We start from the raw sequence: 17807 nt of genomic DNA, 5'->3' as shown, positions 1-17807 counted from the left end.
ATGGCGAGGTTTCCGTCGCCGACGGCGTGTTCGATGTCGTTCATGTCGACGGGGTAGGACTCGAGCACCATCAGGGTGTCGAAGAGGTTGTCGGACCCGGTGTGGGCGTGGATGTCCCGCAGTCCGACGTGGTGGTGTTCGAGCAGGGCCGCCTGTTCGGCATGGATGCGCGTCCACAACTCGCCGACGGTCTCGGCGGGGTTCAGCCGGACCCGGGTCGGAATCGTATTGATGAACAGGCCGATCGTGTGTGCGGCATCGGGCAGTTCGCCGGGCCGCCCGGAGACCGTCGCACCGAACACCACATCGGTGTGGCCGGTGTGCTGGGCCATCAGCATCGCCCACGCCGATTGCAGGACGGTATTGGCCGTCACCCCGGCCGCGGCGGCCGCGTCGATCAGCGCCCGGGTGCCGGACTCGGCGAGCGTGATCGATTGTTCGGCGACCGTCCCGATGCCGATGCCGGAGTCACCGGCGATCAGGGTCGGTTCGACGCCGTCGAGGGCCTCGGCCCAGGCGTGCAGCGCCGCCTGGTGGTCGCGAGTTGTCAACCACGCCAGGTAATCCCGATACGACCCGGCGGGGCGGCCGGAGCCCTTGCCCGCGTACTCGGCGAACAGTTCGGTCACCAGGAGCGGGTAGGACCAGCCGTCCAGGATGACGTGGTGATTCGTGAGGATCAGCGCCCAGCTCTCGGATTCGAGCCGGGCGAGGGTGAATCGCAGCAGCGGTGCCGCGGCGAGGTCGAAGGGCGCCGCCTTCTCTGTTGCCGCGAGCTCGTCGAGCGCGGCTTCCGGATTCGACTGCCCGGTGAGATCGACTACCCGCCAGGATGATTCGACCTCTCCGACGACCGCCACCTGAACACCGCCGCCGGTGGTCGTGAAGGCGGTACGCAGTCCTTCGTGTCGTCGCACTACCGTTGCGGCGGCATCGCGCAATCGGGACGAGTCCATTCGACCCGACAGGTGCAGGACCAGCTGGGCCACATAGGCATCCGTCTCGGCCTGGGCGTCGGCCAGATGGGCGTGGAACAGCAGACCGGCCTGCAAGGGAGTCACCGGCCACACGTCGCTCAGCGCTGGGTAGGCACGCTCCAGGTCGGTGATGTCGGAGGCAGTCAAGGGTACGAGTTCGAAGTCCGACGGGGAATGCCCACCCGCGCCGGGGATTTCGGTGTGGTCGGCGATATCGGTCAACGCCCGCGACCACAGCTCGGCCAGCTCTTCGACCTCGGCGGGATCGAGCAGTGTCCGGGGGAAGCGGAGGACGGCCTGCAACCGGTCTTCGATCACGATCGCACTGATGTCGATCGCCACCGTCACGGGCATGGCCGGGTCCGGTGCGGCGGCCAGCTCGCCCAGGCCACCGTGCGGGCCGTCCGTACCGGCGTCGGCGCTCGAGATCCGGCCCAGGTAGTTGAATCCGATGCGGCCCGGCATCTCTCGCGGCAACGAGGACGCGGTCTCCTCGTTCAAGTACCGCAGCAACCCGTACCCGATGCCCTTGTCCGGAATCGACCGCAATGTCTCCTTCACCGAAAACACCGCAGCCGCAACATCTCCGGCGTCGATCCCGCTCAGATCGAACCGCACCGGGAACATCGACGTGAACCAACCCACCGTCCGCGACAGATCCGCGCCGGGGACCACCTGTTCCTCCCGACCGTGGCCTTCCAGGCGGATCAAGACCTGCGACTCGTCGATTCCACGTCGCGCGCGCCAGATCCGCACCGCCAGCGCCAATCCCGCCAGCAGCCCGTCGTTCACTCCGCCGTGGAACAGCGCGGGCACCCGCGAGAGCAGGGCGTGGGTCACCGTTTCCGGCAGCCGCAGCTCGACCTGCTGGAGCGCGGCGGCGGTGTCGAGGCAGGGATCCAGCTCCCGCCCGCCCACCACCGGGTCCGCACCGGCGACCATCGACCGCCAGAAGTCCAACTCCCCCACCCGGATCGGCTCGGCGGCCGCGTCGACCAGACCGTGCGCCCAGCGCCGCATCGAGGTTCCCACCGGCTCGAGGACCGGTACGGTGCCCGCCGCGATCCGGCCGAGCGCCGACAGCAGATCGGGCACCAGGATCCGCCACGAGACGCCGTCGACCACCAGGTGGTGCGCCACCACGAGCAGCCATCCCGGCACCTCGTCCGAGGGGTCGAGCCAGACGAACTGCGCCATCGCCCCGCCCTGCGGATCCAGCCAGTCCAGTGCCGAATCCAGTTCCGCGGCGGCGATTCCGGTCACCGTCTCCCGACCGGCCGCGCTGTCGACGTCGAGGCCAGGCTCCAGAGGCCGCCGGTGCAGTAGCCACGCGGCGTCGACACCGCCCTCCGGGGCGACCTCCATCGACCATTCCCCGGTCTCGCTGCACCGCAACCGCGATCGCAGCATGTCGTGCCGATCCAGCAGCGCACCGATCGCCAGGACCAGGCCCGCCTCGTCCACGCCGTCGGGCAGGCGCAGCGCCACATGCTGATCGAATCGGTCGAAGCCCCTGCCCCACTCCACCATCCACCGCGCCACCGGCGGCAGCGGCAGCGCGCCGACGCCGCTGCCGGGCAATTCGGCCACCCGCCCGCCGGACCCGGCCGCGACCGTCTGTGCGCAGGCCGCCAGCCGCGCCGGGGTCCGCTGTTCGAAGACATCGCGCGGACCGAAGGAAACACCCTGTGCGCGTGCCTTGGACACCACCTGGATCGAGACGATCGAATCGCCGCCGAGGGCGAAGAAGTCGTCGTCGACGCCGACCCGGTCCAGCCCGAGGACCTCGGCGAACACCCCGGCCACGATTCCTTCGAGCGGTGTCGAGGGTCCACGGAACTCGGGTGCCGCGAAGACCGGTTCCGGCAGCGCCCGCCGATCGACCTTCCCGGTCGCGGTCAACGGCAGTTCGTCGAGCACCATGACGAGGTCGGGCACCATGTAGCCCGGCAGGCGCTCACTCACCGCCGTTCGGATCGCCTCGGGATCGACCACGTGCCCGGTCCGCGCGGCGACGTAACCCACCAGCCGGACCGCCGAATCGGCGGTGCCGCCGGCCGAGTGCACGACCACGACGGCCTGCTGGATTCCGTCCAGCTCGCACAGCGCGGTCTCGACCTCGCCCGGTTCGAGGCGTTGTCCGCGCACCTTCACCTGGAAGTCGGAGCGGCCCACGAACATCAGGGCACCCGCACCCGAGGCGGACTCGGTCCACCGCACCAGGTCACCGGTGCGATAGAGCCGCTCTCCCGGTCCACCATGGGGATTCGCGACGAAGCGCCCGGCCGTCAGGCCCGGGCGGCCTCGGTATCCCCGTGCCAGGCCCGCACCGGAGAGATACAGCTCGCCGACCACACCCACCGACACCGGCCGCAACCACGCATCCAGCACCAGCACGCCCATTCCCGGGATGCCCGTGCCCAGTTCGAGCGGATCACCATCGCGCAGTTCACGACTGATCATCGTGATGATGGTGGTCTCGGTCGGACCGTACGTATTGAAGAAGCGGCGTGCGTTCCTCGCGTCGGTCCGCGACCAGCGCGTCACCAGGCGCGGTGAGTAGCCTTCGCCGCCCACGGTCAGGGCGCGCAGGTCGTCGAGCCCTTCGGGATCGAGCGAGGCGACCACCGACGGGGTCAGGAAGGCGTGGGTGATGCGCTGTTCCCGCAGCAGCGCGGTCAGCGCCGGACCACCGTAGGCATCGGCCGGGGCGAGAACCAGGGCCGCGCCCACGGGGACGGCGAGCAGGATTTCGAGCATGGACGCGTCGAAAGTGCGTGCGGCCACGCCCAGGACCCGGGAGTCGGCGGTGACCGCATAGTCGCGCGTCTGTGCCGCCGCGACCGCCGCCAGCCCCGCGTGGGTGACCGCGACGCCCTTGGGGCGGCCCGTGGAACCGGAGGTGTAGACGACATAGGCGACACCGAGTGAGCGGACAGCCGCTCCCCCGATCATCCCCGCAGGCTCACCCGCGTCGAGAGACGCATCGAGGTGGGCGTCGAGCAGCAGCCAAGACATCCCGTCCTGCGGCAGCGCCTGAGCAAACCGCTCGGCCGTAATGCCCAGCCGCACACCGGAATCAACGCACATGAACTGGTTTCGATCGAGCGGGTGCGCCGGATCCAGCGACAGGAACCCGGCTCCGGTCTTGGTGACCGCCCAGACCGCGAGCACCCACTCCAGCGCACGCGGCAACGCGATGGCGACCACCGATTCCAGGCCGACGCCATGGCCGATCAGCGATCGTGCCAGCTGATTCGAGCGTTCGTCGAGGTCGCGGTAGGAGATTCGGCGATCACCGTCCACGACCGCGTCACCGTCCGGATTCGCGGCCACCGCGGCGGCCAGCAGATCCGGCAGTGTCACGCCGGCGGCGAAGGGGACGAGGCCGTCGAGGTCGGGGGCGCCCGCCTCGCTCCAGGCGTGGAGGCGCTGCCGTTCCGGGGCCGACAGGATGTCGAGATGACGCATCGGACGAGCGGGTTCGGCGACCACGGCCCGCAGCAGTCGGTTCAGTCGTTCGGCCAGCCCGGCGATCGTGTCCGGGTCGAAAAGGTCGGTGGCATAGCTGAAATCGACCGGCATCGCGCCGTGCGTGTCGGGAGTGTCCGCGAGGGTGATGGTCAGGTCGAAGCGTTCGACCCCGGTGTCGGCGCCCGAGGGGGTGACCGCGAGACCGGGCAGCGTGACGGCCGCCGGGTCCAGATTGTGGAAGGCGAGCATGACCTGGAACAGCGGATGATGCGCCTGGCTGCGCGGCGGATCCAACGCCTCCACCACCTGCTCGAACGGAATCTCCGCCTGCGCGAACGCATCGAGATCGACCGCACGGACGCGTGCCAGGAAGTCGGCGAACGACACCGACTCGTCCACCCGGGTGCGCAACACGACCGTATTGACGAACATACCGACCAGATCGTCGAGCAAGGCGGAGCCACGCCCGGAAACCGGTGTGCCGATGGCGATGTCGGTGCTGCCCGACATCCGCGACAGCAGCACCGCCAGGGCCGCATGGAACACCATGAAGGTGGTGACACCCGCGTCGGCCGCCAGTTCCATCAGCCCGGACGCGGTGGCGGGGTCCACCGTGAACTGGTGGGTGGCACCCCGGTGAGATGCCGTGGCCGGACGCGGTCGATCCGACGGCAGCTCCAATACCTCTGGCAGATCACTCAATTGGCTCGTCCAGTACCCGGCTTGCCGGGCGAGCAACGAGTCCGGATCCTCCGCCGATCCCAGCAGCTCCCGTTGCCACAGCGCGTAATCCGCATACTGCACGGGCAGCGGGGACCAATCCGGTTGCCCGCCGGTGCTCCTGGCCGCGTAGGCCGCCGCGAGATCGCGGGCCAGCGGAGCCATCGAGAAACCGTCCGCACCGATATGATGAACGGCCATGACCAGGACGAAGTCGGCGGCACCGGTCGAGAACATCCTGGCGCGCACGGGAATCCGCTCGGCCACATCGAAACCGGCCGACACCACGGAGGCCACCGCGTCCGGCAGATCGCCCGCGGCCACCGGCCGTGGCGTGAGATCCACGTCGGCGGCAGCATCGAGCTCGGTGAGCGGCACCACCACCTGGTAGGGCACCCCGTCCACGTCCGGGTACCGGGTCCGCAGCACCTCGTGGCGGGCGAGCACATCCAGGATCGCCGCCCGCAGCGCGGCGACATCCAGCGCGCCGGACAGCCGCAGCACCAGGGGAATACAGTAGGCCGCCGATTCCGGAGCGAACCTGTTGACGAACCACATGCGCTGCTGCGCGAATGACAACGGCACCCGCTCCGGACGCGGCCACGGCCGCAAGCGCGGTCCCGGCGCGGCCGAGTCGGACCGGCCCAGACGCGCGGCCAGCGCGCCGACCGCTGACGCCTCGAACACCTCCCGCACACTCACCGAGGTGCCCAGGCGGTCGGACAGCCGGGCCGCCAGTCGCGTCGCCGAGAGCGAATTGCCGCCCAGCGCGAAGAAGTCGTCATCGACGCCGAGGCGATCCAGCTCGAGCACTTCGGCGAAGACCGCCGCCACCAGCTTCTCCGCGGGCGTCGACGGGGCCCGGTATTCGGCTCGGGCGGTGACGGGTTCGGGCAGCTCGGCCTTGTTCAGCTTGCCGTTCAGCGTCAAGGGCAGGGCGTCCAGGGCCATCACCGCGTCCGGCACCAGGTAGCCCGGCAACCGCTGTCCCAAGGCCCGCCGCACCCGTCCCGGATCGACCGCGTGGCCCGGCGTGGCGACCACGTAGGCGGCCAGGCGCGCACCGCGACCGGAATCGCGCACCAGGACGACGGCCTGCTCGATCCCCGCCAGCGCGCACAGGGCGGACTCGATCTCGCCGAGCTCCAGCCGCTGCCCGCGCACCTTCACCTGGGAATCGGAGCGGCCGACGAACTCCAATTCGGCACTGTCCGCACCGGGTTCACCGGCGCTCCAGCGCACCAGGTCGCCGGTCCGATACAACAGCTCACCCGGCGCACCGAACGGGTCGGCGACGAAGCGCGCCGCCGTCAGCCCCGCCCGGCCCCGATAGCCGCGTGCCACACCGGGACCCGACACGTACAGCTCACCGACCACGCCCACCGGCACCGGCCGCAACCAGGCGTCCAGCACCAGCGCGGACATGCCGCCGATGACCGAGCCCATCGTGATCGGCTCTCCCGCAACCAATTCGGTGGTGCCGGTGACCCAGATGGTCGCCTCGGCCGGGCCGTACAGGTTGTGCACCCGGCGACGCCCGGCGACATCGGTGCCCGCCCACCGCCCCACCAATCCGGCCGGGCACGCCTCGCCCGCGACGGTCAGGACTGCCAGATCGTCGAGCCCGGAGGAATCCATGCCCGCGGCGACGGTCGGCGTGAGCACAGCGTGGCTGACCCGTTCGGCCCGCATCAACGCGGAGAGTTGCTGCCCGCCATACACATCCGGCGGCGACACGACCAGGGTCGCGGCTCCCGACACGGCCAGCAGCATTTCGAAGATCGCCGCGTCGAAGGTGCGGGCGGCCACGGTCAGCACGCGGGAATCCGGCCCCACCCCGAAGCGCCGCCGCTGCGCGCCGCACACCCCGGCCAGACCGGCATGGGTGACCTCGACTCCCTTCGGACGACCCGTAGAGCCCGAGGTATAGACGACATACGCGACGTCCGGCAGGCGGACAGCCGCCCCTCCCGCCATCTGAGCAGGCTCCCTCGTCATCCCGGCATGTTCGTGGCCGGGATACACCCCTCCGTGCTGGAATCCAGCCAACAGCGTGCCGGAATGACGAGGCGTGTCGTTTGGAGCGTCGAGGTCGGTGTCCGGGGCGGCGTCGAGCAGTAGCCAGGACATGCCGTCTCGCGGGAGCGCCTCGACGTGCCGGTCGGTCGTAATGCCGAGCCGCACAGCGGAATCAGTGCACATGAACTGGTTGCGCTCGAGCGGATGTCCGGGGTCCAAGGAGAGGAACGCCGCGCCCGTCTTGGTGACGGCCCAGACCGCCAGCACCCATTCCAGCGAGCGCGGCACGCCGACCGCCACCACCGATCCGGGTGCGACGCCGGACCGAATCAGGTGGCGGGCCAGCTGATCCGAGCGCGCGTCGAGCTCACGGTAGGTGACTCGCCGCTGCCCGTCCGCCACCGCGCAGCCGTCGGGATTCGCGGACACCGCGGCGGCCAGCAGCTGCGGCAGCGTCGGCCTGCCCTCCCATCCGACGGCCTCCAGATCCAGGACGCTGCCGCGTCCCCGGCGCAGCAGCTGCTGCCGTTCGGCATCGGACAGGGCCTCGATGTCGCGGACGGGTGTGGCGGGCTCGGTGGTGAGGGTGCGCAGAACTCGGTGCAGCCGTTGCCCGAACGCGGCGACCGTCGCGGCGTCGAGCACATCGGGCCGGTACTGCAACCGGATACGCATGCCGTCCTGGACGGTGACGCTGCAGGTCAGTGGGTAGTGGGTGGAATCGGTGGCGTTCACCCCGGTGACCTCGAGCGCGGCACGCCCGGTGAGCTGCCGGATGCCCTGTGCGTCCAGGGGATAGGACTCGAGCACCATGACGGTGTCGAAGAGGCGATCCGCGCCGGCGAGCGCGTGGATGTCCGGCAGGCCGAGGTGCTGGTGGTCGAGCAGTGCGGCTTGTTCGCGATGGATGCGGGCCCACAGCTGCGCGACGGTCTCGGCGGGGTCCAGCCGCACGCGGGTCGGCACGGTGTTGATGAACAGGCCGACGGTGCGTTCGGCGTCGGGCAGTTCGGCGGGGCGGCCGGAGACGGTGCCGCCGAAGATCACGTCGGTGCGACCGGTCCACTGCGCCAGCATGATCGCCCACATCGACTGCAGCACGGTGTGCACGGTCACTCCGGCCGTGGCCGCCGCGGCTGCGAGCTCGCGGGTGGCGAGCGGGTCGACGGTGAGCCATTCCTCGGCCACCGCACCGGTTTCGGTCTTCGCGCCCGGGGCGAGCAGGGCGGGTTCGGCACCCTCGAGAGCCCGGGACCACGCCGCGGCCGCGGCGTCCCGATCACGAGTTGCCAACCATGCCAGGAAGTCTCGATACGCGCCGGCCGGAACGCCGGTGTCTTCGGCGTAGTGGGTGAACAGGTCGGTGACCAGCAGGGGGTAGGACCAGCCGTCGAGGATCACGTGGTGGTTGGTCAGGATCAGCGCCCACTCGTCGACGCCCAGTTCGGCCACCGCGAACCGCAGCAGCGGTGCCGCCGCCGGATCGAAACGGCGGGCCTTCGTCTCGGCCGCGAGCTCCTGCAGCCGAGCTTCGGGGTTCGGACAATCGGTGAGATCGAAGACTTCCCAGGGCAATTCGACATTGTCTCGCAGGACGGCGACACTCGTTCCGCTGCCGGCGGTCGCGAACGCCGTCCGCAGCACCTGATGCCGGTCCAGCAGCCCGCGTGCCGCGGCACGGAGGCGGTCCACGTCGAGGTGTCCCGTCAGCCGCAGAATCAGCTGTGCCACATAGGCGTCCTGCGCGGCGGCATCGCCGAGGCCGGTGTGGAACAGCAACCCGGCCTGCAGCGGGGTCAGCGGCCACACGTCGGTCAGGGACGGGTAGGCGCGGTCGAGCGCGGCGACATCGGATCCGGTCAGGTCCACCAGGTCGAAGTCGGACGGGGAATGCCCGCCCGCGCCGGGAGTTTCGGCATGCTCGGTGATGGCGGTGAGCGCCCGGGTCCACAGCTGGGCCAGCTCGTCGACCTCGGTGCGATCGAGCAGGGTGTTCGGGAAGCGGAGCCGGGCCTGCAGCCGATCGTCGATCACGATCGCGGTGATGTCCACCGCCAGCGTCACCGGCATACGCGGATCAGGGGCGACGGTGAATTCCGCTGCCTCGCCGCGCATTCCGCTCGCCTCGGCGGCGGCGGCCGAGATGCGACCGAGGTAGTTGAAACCGATCCGCCCCGGCATCTCCCGCGGCAACGAGGACGCGGTCTCCTCATTCGAGTACCGCAGCATTCCGTACCCGATGCCCTTGTCAGGGATCGACCGCAACGTCTCCTTCACCGAGAAGACCGCAGCCCCGACATCCTCGGCGTCGATTCCGGCCAGGTCGAAGCGCACCGGGAACATCGACGTGAACCAGCCGACCGTCCGCGACAGGTCCGCGCCCGGAACCACCTGCTCCTCACGACCGTGACCCTCGAGCCGGACCAGAACCGACGGCTCGTCGACACCGCGGCGACCACGCCAAGCCCGGATCGCCATGGCCAACCCGGCCAGCAGGCCGTCATTGACCTCGCCGTGGAATGCGGCCGGAACCTGGGACAGCAGCCCGCGCGTCACCGACTCCGGCAGCTCGACGCGCACTTCCTCGACCGTCGCGGCGGTATCGCGCCGCGGGTCCAGATCCCTTCCACCCCAGTGCGGGTCAACGCCCGACGCCATCGACCGCCACAGTGGCAGCTCATCGATCCGGGCCGGGTCGGCGGCCGCGTCCCGCAGCCCGTGCGCCCATCGCCGCATCGAGGTCCCGACGGGCGCGAGGACCGGTTGGCCGCCCGCCGCGATCTGCTCGAACGCCGACTGCAGATCGGGAACCAGCACCCGCCAGGAGACACCGTCGACCACCAGGTGATGCGCCACCACGAGCAACCGGCCGGGCGAATCACCGTGCCCGGGCCGCCACACGAACCGGATCATCGCCCCGGCGAGCGGATCCAACTGTGCGGCAGCGGCATTCGCCTCGTCACCGAGATCGGCCCCGGGTGCACAGCGGTGGAACACCGTAGCGGCCACGACCGTGTCGGCCGGGTCCACCACCGCGGACCACTCCCCCGACTCGGTGCGGCGCAATCGGGATCGCAGCATGTCGTGACGGTCCAGCAGCGCCGCCACCGCCGAGAGCACTCCGGGTTCGTCGACACCGGCGGGCACCGGAACCACCATGTGCTGTTCGAAGCGCTCGAATCCCGCGCCCCAGTCCAGCATCCATCGCGCCACCGGCAGGAGCGGCAGCTCCCCGACTCCGCCGCCGGGCAGTTCGGCCGATCCCCCGGCGGTCTCGCCCACGAACTGCGCGCTGCGCGCCAACCGTGCCGGGGTTCGCTGCTCGAAGACGTCTCGCGGCCCGAACACCACTCCTTGCGCACGGGCTCGGGAGACCACCTGGATCGAGACGATCGAATCGCCGCCGAGCGCGAAGAAGTCGTCGTCGGCACCCACCCGAGCCAGTCCGAGAACCTCGGCGAACACCCCGGCCACGATCTCCTCGACCGGCGTCGACGGCGCACGGAATTCCTGCTGTGCGAGAACGGGTTCCGGCAGGGCGCGGCGATCGATCTTCCCGGTCGCGGTCATGGGCAGCTCGTCGAGCACCATCACCGCGTCGGGCACCATGTAGGCGGGCAGCCGTTCGGACACGAATCGCCGGACCTGCTCGGGATCGATCGTCACGCCCGGCCGGGGCACGACGTAACCGACAACCCGCGCCCCGGCATCCGCTGCGTGGACGACCGCGACGGCCTGTTCGATCCCGTCCATCTCGCACAGGGCCGACTCGACCTCGCCGAGTTCCAGCCGCTGACCGCGCACCTTCACCTGGAAATCGGAGCGGCCCACGAATTCCAGTGCGGCGCTGCCGGAGCCGGATTCGGTCCAGCGCACCAGGTCGCCGGTGCGGTAGAGCCGCTGTCCCGGCGCACCGAACGGGTCGGCGACGAATCGGGCGGCCGTGAGCCCGGCCCGACCCCGATAGCCCCGTGCCACACCGGAACCCGACACGTACAGCTCACCGACCACGCCCCTCGGCACCGGACGCAGCCACGCGTCCAGCACGGCCACGCTCATGCCCGCGATCGGCAGGCCGATCCCGATCTGCCCGTCCGGCACCAACTCCGAGCCGGTCACCCAGATCGTGGCCTCGGCCGGACCGTAGAGGTTGTGCACCCGGCGGATACCGGCGGCATCGGTGCCCGCCCACCGGGTCACCAACCGCGTCGAACACCGATCCCCGCCGGTGAGCAGGATCCGCAGATCGTCCAGCCCGTCCGGGTCCATGGAAGCGGCCACCGGCGGCGTGAGGAACGCGTGGGTGACACGTTGGGCGCGCATCAACTCCCACAGGGGTTGCCCCCCATACGCATCCGGTGGCGCGACCTCGAGCGCCGCCCCACCCGACACCGCCAGCAGGAACTCCAGGACGGCAGCGTCGAAGGTCCGTGCCGCCACGGCCAGGACGCGGGAGCCGGTGTCGACCGCGCACCGCTCGACCAGGTCGGAGACCAGTGCGGCAAGGCCGGTGTGGGTCACTTCCACGCCCTTGGGCCGACCCGTTGAACCGGACGTATACACGAGATATGCGACACCGAGCGGGCGGGCCGAAGTCCCGTCCCGCATCCCGGTAGGTGCCCCGTCCGAGGTCCCGGCGCGCTGTCGGCCCGGAGCCACACCGGCATCGCGGATTCCGGCAACGAGCAGCCCGGAATGACGAGAGTCGACGTCGAGCACCAGCCACGAGGTCCCATTCTGCGGCAGCGCACCGGCAGACTGCGCGGTCGTGATGCCCACGCACACACCCGCATCGGCGCACACGTAGGCATTCCGCTCCGCCGGATGTGCCGGATCCACCGACACGAAGGCCGCACCGGTCTTGGCAATGGCCCACACGGCGAGCACCCACTCCAGCGACCTCGGCACGCCGATGGCGACCACCGATTCCGAACAGACACCGAGTCCGATCAGATGACGTGCGAGTCGGTCCGAATGCTCGTCGAGTTCGCGGTAGGACAGCCGTCGATCACCGTCGATCACCGCGTCACCGTCGGGGTTCGCAGCGATTGCCTCGGCCAGCAGTGCGGGCAGGGTCACGACGCCGGGCCGCTCGGGGTCGCCGTTGCGGCCCCACTCGCGGATCAGCCGATCCCGTTCGGGTGCGGTCAGGACATCGATGTCGCGTACCAGGATCGTGGGGTCGGCGGTGATCGCTTTCAGGACCCGTTGCAGGCGACCCGCCAGGGCCGCGACGGTCGCCGGATCGAAAAGGTCTGTCGCATAACCGAGATCGACCGGGATCGCGCCGTCCCGGTCGGGGGTGTCGGTGAGGGTGAAGGTCAGGTCGAAGCGTTCGATACCGGTGTCGGCGCCGGAGGCGGTCACCACCACGTCCGGCAGTTCGAGCCGGGCCTGATCCAGATTGTGGAAGGCGAGCATCACCTGGAACAGCGGGTGGTGCGCCCGGCTGCGCGGCGGATCCAGCCGCTCCACGACCTGCTCGAACGGCACGTCCGCGTGCGCGAAGGCATCCAGGTCGGTCCCGCGGACCGCGGACAGCAGCTCGGTGAACGGCATCGACTCGTCCACCCGGGTCCGCAGCACGACGGTATTGACGAACATGCCGATCAGCTCGTCCAATTCGGCGGCCCCACGTCCGGCCACCGGCGAGCCCACCGCGATATCGGTGCTGCCGGACAATCGTGCGAGCACCACCGCCAGCGCCGCGTGGAAGACCATGAACACCGTCGCGCCGCGTGCGTGGGCCAGCGTCCGCAGTCCCTCCACCACCGGGCGTGTGAGGACGAAGCTGTGGGTCGCACCCCGATGCGAGGCGATCGGCGGGCGGGGGCGATCCGACGGCAGCTCGACGACCTCGGGCAGTTCGGCCAGTTGCCCGGACCAGTAGTCGAGCTGGCGGGCGTGCAACGATTCCGGGTCGGCGGCCGTGCCCGCCAGTTCCCGCTGCCACAGGGCGTAGTCGGCGTACTGCACCGGCAGCGGCCGCCAATTCGGTTGCCGCCCATCGTGCCTGGACACGTACGCGGCCGCCAGGTCGCGCGCGAGCGGAGCCATGGAGAATCCGTCGGCATTGATGTGGTGCACCACCAGCAGCAGCACGAACTCGGTGGAGCTCGTCGAGAGCAGCCGCGCACGCAGCGGAGCCCGCTCGGCCACATCGAATCCCGCCGACACCAGCGCGGCCGTCACCGGCCCGGCGTCGTCCACCGTGATCGGCGTGAGGTCCACGTCCGCCGACTCGCCGAGTTCGTCGATCGGCACCGTGACCTGGTGGGGCACGCCGTCGACGTCCGGGTATCGGGTGCGCAGCACCTCGTGGCGGGCCAGCACATCCCACACCGCCGCCGCCAGGGCCGCGGTGTCGAGCGGCCCCGACAGGCGGATCACCATCGGGATGTTGTAGGCGACCGAGTCCGGATCGAAGCGGTTCACGAACCACATCCGCTGCTGCGCGAAGGACAGCGGCACCCGTTCCGGGCGCATCCGCGGTCGCAGTCGCGGCCCCTCCGCCACGACCGCGGGATCCGAAAGCCGGGTCGTCAGCAGGTCGGCCAGGGCCCCGACGGCCGCGGCCTCGAAGACATCCCGGACCGCCACGGGCACACCGACGCCCTCCGACAATCGGGCCGCCAGCCGCGTGGCCGACAGCGAATTGCCGCCCAGCGCGAAGAAGTCGTCGTCGACGCCGACCCGGTCCACCCCGAGCACCTCGGCGTAGACCGTCGCCACGACCTCCTCCACCGGTGTCGCGGGGGCGCGGTAGGTCGCACGGGCCACCACCGGTTCCGGCAGTGCCGCCTTGTCCACCTTGCCGTTGACCGTCAGGGGCAGGGCGTCGAGCACCATCATCACGTCGGGGACCATGTAACCGGGCAGCGCCTCCCCCAGGCGCGCCCGCAACAGCGCACCGAGGGCCGTTGGCGCACTCCACTTCTCGTCCGGCACCAGCAGCTCCGGCGCGGCCTGTCCGGCCTCGCCGGGTGCGGTGCGCAGTGCGGCGCGGACGGCGTAGACGATGTGCAGGTCGGTGCCCATCACATTCGGCGAGACCCGCGCCTCGGCCTCGAATCCGTGGTCGGCCAGCAGGTTCTCGATGCGCGCCAGCCGGTCCTCGACATCGTTGACCTCGATCACCATGCGGTCGATGAGCGGCCAGTGGCGCGCCTCGATGCCGTGCAGCGCGTCGAGTTCGCTGCCCTCGACGTCGAGCTTGAGCAGATCGATGCGGTCGATCCCGAACTCGTCGACGATGTGCGACAGCGTCCGGACCGAGACGTCGACCTGGACGCAGTCGAGGCGGTCGGCGATCAGCTGATCCACGAGCCCGTCACCGAGATCCTGTGTCTCCGCGTGGTATTCGGTGTGGAGGAAGGACTGCAGGATGTCGCGCTGTTCGCGGCTGTCGGTCCCGCGACCCGACAGCACCGACATCTCCGGATAGTAGGTGAAGGTATCGGTGGCGGCCGCCGCGCCGATCGCGTACGGCACCAGGGTGGCGTCCAGGTCGTGCAGCGCCGCGTTGGCCCGGTAGTAGCGCTGCAGTTCGGGCATGGGCTCGACCGCGAAGAGCCTGACCCCCGGCGATTTCCGCTTGGCATAGAGGGAGAACATGCCGATGTGCGCGCCGATGTCGACGATGCAGCCGTGCTCGGGAATCGTCACGCCGCCGTGGCAGTATTCCTCGGTCTCGAAGATCTCCTCGTAGAGGAACTCGATATTCGAGCGGTTGCGGCCGACCACCGGCATGCCGTTGGGCAACTCGTGCAGCTCCGAGGCCGCGATCACGCCCTCGCGCTGCAGCTCCAGGCATTTCGCGGCGACCGGGGCGGTGTGCGGGTCCGGGACCAGGTAGGCGACCAGCTGGGTCGACGGCGGCGCGGCGGGCGTGACGGGCTCGACGGTGTGGGTGGTGACGACCGCCCCGGCCACGCAGTCCTGGCCCGCGAGCAGGGATTCGATCTCGCCGAGTTCGATGCGGTAGCCGCGGATCTTGACCTGCTCGTCGGCGCGGCCCAGATACTCGAGGACACCGGCCTCGGTCCAGCGCACCACATCGCCGCTGCGGTAGAGGCGGCCGCCGTGCGGGTCGAACGGGTCGGCGACGAATCGCGCACCGGTCAGCGCCGGACGGGCCAGATACCCGCGCGCGACCTGGTTACCCGCCACATACAGCTCGCCCGCGACACCGACCGGCACCGGACGCAACCACGAATCCAGCACGTACACACGCAGATTGGCCAGCGGGACGCCGATCGGGCTGAGACCGGGCTCGCCGCGCCAATGCTGTGGTGCGAGCGGCTGTTCGGTGACGTGCACGGTGGTCTCGGTGATGCCGTACATATTGACCAGCCGCGGCGGGTCCGGGCGTTCGAGCACCGGCCAGCGCTGTAAACGCGTGGGATCCAGGGCTTCACCGCCGAAGACGACCATGCGCAGCGCGGACCCGTCCGTGGCGGTGGCGCGGCGGGATTCGATCAGCGCGTAGCAGGCCGACGGGGTCTGGTTGAGGATCGTCACGCCCTGCTCGAGAATGAGATCCCACAGCTCGGCCGGTGCGTAGGCGATCTCGCGGGGCACCACGACGACGCGTCCGCCGTACAGCAGCGCGCCCCAGATCTCCCAGACCGAGAAGTCGAAAGCCTGTGAGTGGCACCAGGTCCAGACGTCCTCGGGGCCGAATCGGCACCACGGCTGGGTGCTCTGGAACAGTGAGACGGCATTGGCGTGGGTGACCGCGACGCCCTTGGGTTTTCCGGTGGTGCCGGAGGTGTAGATGACGTAGGCGACATTGCCCGGCCGCGCCGACCGGTCGGTCGGGTCGAGTAGGTCGGGGCCGTTGGAGTCCGTGATGTCGACGCGCAGTCGCGGCACCTCGCTCGCGGCGACGAGTTCGGCGGTGCCCTCGTCCACCAGGACCAGGGTGGGCGCGGCGTCGGCGAGGATGTGGGCGATCCGCTCGGGCGGCGAGGTGGGGTCCAGCGGTACGTAGGCCGCGCCGGTGTCGAGCACCGCGAGCAGCGCGGTGATCAGCGGGATGCCCTTCGGAAGCGCCAGGGCCACCAGGGTTTCCGGCCCGGCTCCCCGGGCGGCCAGGAGCGAGGCCAGACTCCGCGCCCGCGCGTCGAGTTCCGCGTAGGTGAGGTGATCGGAGCCGTCCACGACGGCGACGGCGTCGGGCGTGGCCGCGGCCTGCCGCCGGAAGATCTCCATCAGGGTGGCGGTCTCGTCGATCGGCGCGGCGGTATCGTTCCATTCCCGCAGCACGCGCTCGCGCTCCGCGGCCTCGAGCAGGTCGAGCTCACGCAGGGGCGTGGCGAGATCGGCGGCCAGCACCGCGACGAACTCCTCGAAGAACCGCAGGAACCGATCATGGTGGCGCGCAAGCTCTTCGGGCGTGTAGAGGTCGTGATTGGCCACGAAGTCAACGCGGGTCGCGGTGGTGCCCTCGACCGCGCCCGCACCGGTGTAGACGCTCACCGACAGGTCCGAGACCAGTCCCGGCGTCAGCACCCGCAGCTGTCCCGCGATCGGACCCAGCACGATGGTGGTGTCGAACATCATCAGGTCCACGTAGGGCCCGAAGACCTGGGTCTGGGGTGTGAGCCGGCCGATGTCGCGGAACATGTCCTCCTGCCGGTACCGCTGCCGGCGCAGGACCTCGATCAGTTGCCGCTGCGTCGCCTCGATCAGGTCGCCGACGGTGCCGCGCCGATCCATCGTGATCCGCAGCGGCAGCGTATTGGCCAGCATGCCGCCCGACCGCAGCGCCGCGGTGGTGACGCGCGCGGACACCGGCAGGCTCAGCACGATGTCGTCGCCATCGGTCATGCGGCCCAGGAACATTCCGAAGGCGGCCAGATACGGCACAGCGGGGTTCGTGGAGCTCGCCTTGACGACGGTGGCGAGCAGCTCGGCGGTCTCGTCGGGCAGCACCCCGCTCACCGAGATAGGGTGCGCGTCGGCCTGCGCGCTCCGCCCGGCGAGGCTGACGGGGGCGGGCAGCTGGTCGAGCTGATGCTGCCAGAATTCGCGGTCGGTCTCGAAACGCGCTGAGGCCCGGTACTTCTCGTCCGCGGCGACCAGATCGGCCAGGCCCTGGATCTTGGCCTGCGGCGGTTCGCGATGCTCGACCGCGGCGCTGTAGAGCTCGCCGACCCGGTTCAGCAGGGTCATGGCGGCGAGCCCGTCCATGGCGATGTGGTGGGCGCGCAGGTACCAGAACCAGCGCCGCTCCCCCACCCGCAGCACGGCGGTCGCGATCAACCGGTCCCGCTGCAGATCGATCGGGCGGCCGTACTCGGCGTGCATCCAATCCTCGGCCGCCGCCACCGGATCCGGCTCCGACCGCAGGTCCAGCACCCGGTTCGGCTCGTCCAGCGGCCGGTCCACCGCCTGCATCGGGCCGTGGTCGGTCTCGATCACCCGCAGCCGCGCGGCCCCGAACTCGCCGGCCACCCGCCAGAACGAGGTCATCAGCAGTTCGACGTCCAGGTCCCCGCGCAGATCGATGCTCAGGGCATTGGTGATCGGGTTCGGCCCGGTCAGTTGTTGTGCGTACCAAATGCCTTGCTGCGCAGCGGACAACGGAAACGGAACCGAACTGGATCCGGTCAA

The 17807-nt window shown here is 70.2% G+C and carries 1 protein-coding gene (running past one end of the window); it reads right to left on the bottom strand.

Annotated features, from left to right (window positions below; genetic code table 11):
• Window positions 1-17807, bottom strand: the 5' portion of a protein-coding gene (locus GPX89_RS06855; protein ID WP_198347282.1) for a non-ribosomal peptide synthase/polyketide synthase. It extends 10678 nt beyond the left edge of the window; the window shows 17807 of its 28485 coding nt (coding positions 1-17807); the start codon lies at window positions 17805-17807; its stop codon lies off the left edge, out of view.

Source organism: Nocardia terrae, assembly GCF_009760405.1.
GTDB classification, from domain to species: domain Bacteria; phylum Actinomycetota; class Actinomycetes; order Mycobacteriales; family Mycobacteriaceae; genus Nocardia; species Nocardia terrae.
Note: the sequence above shows the minus strand (reverse complement) of the source record. Positions and strands in the feature narration are given on the sequence as shown.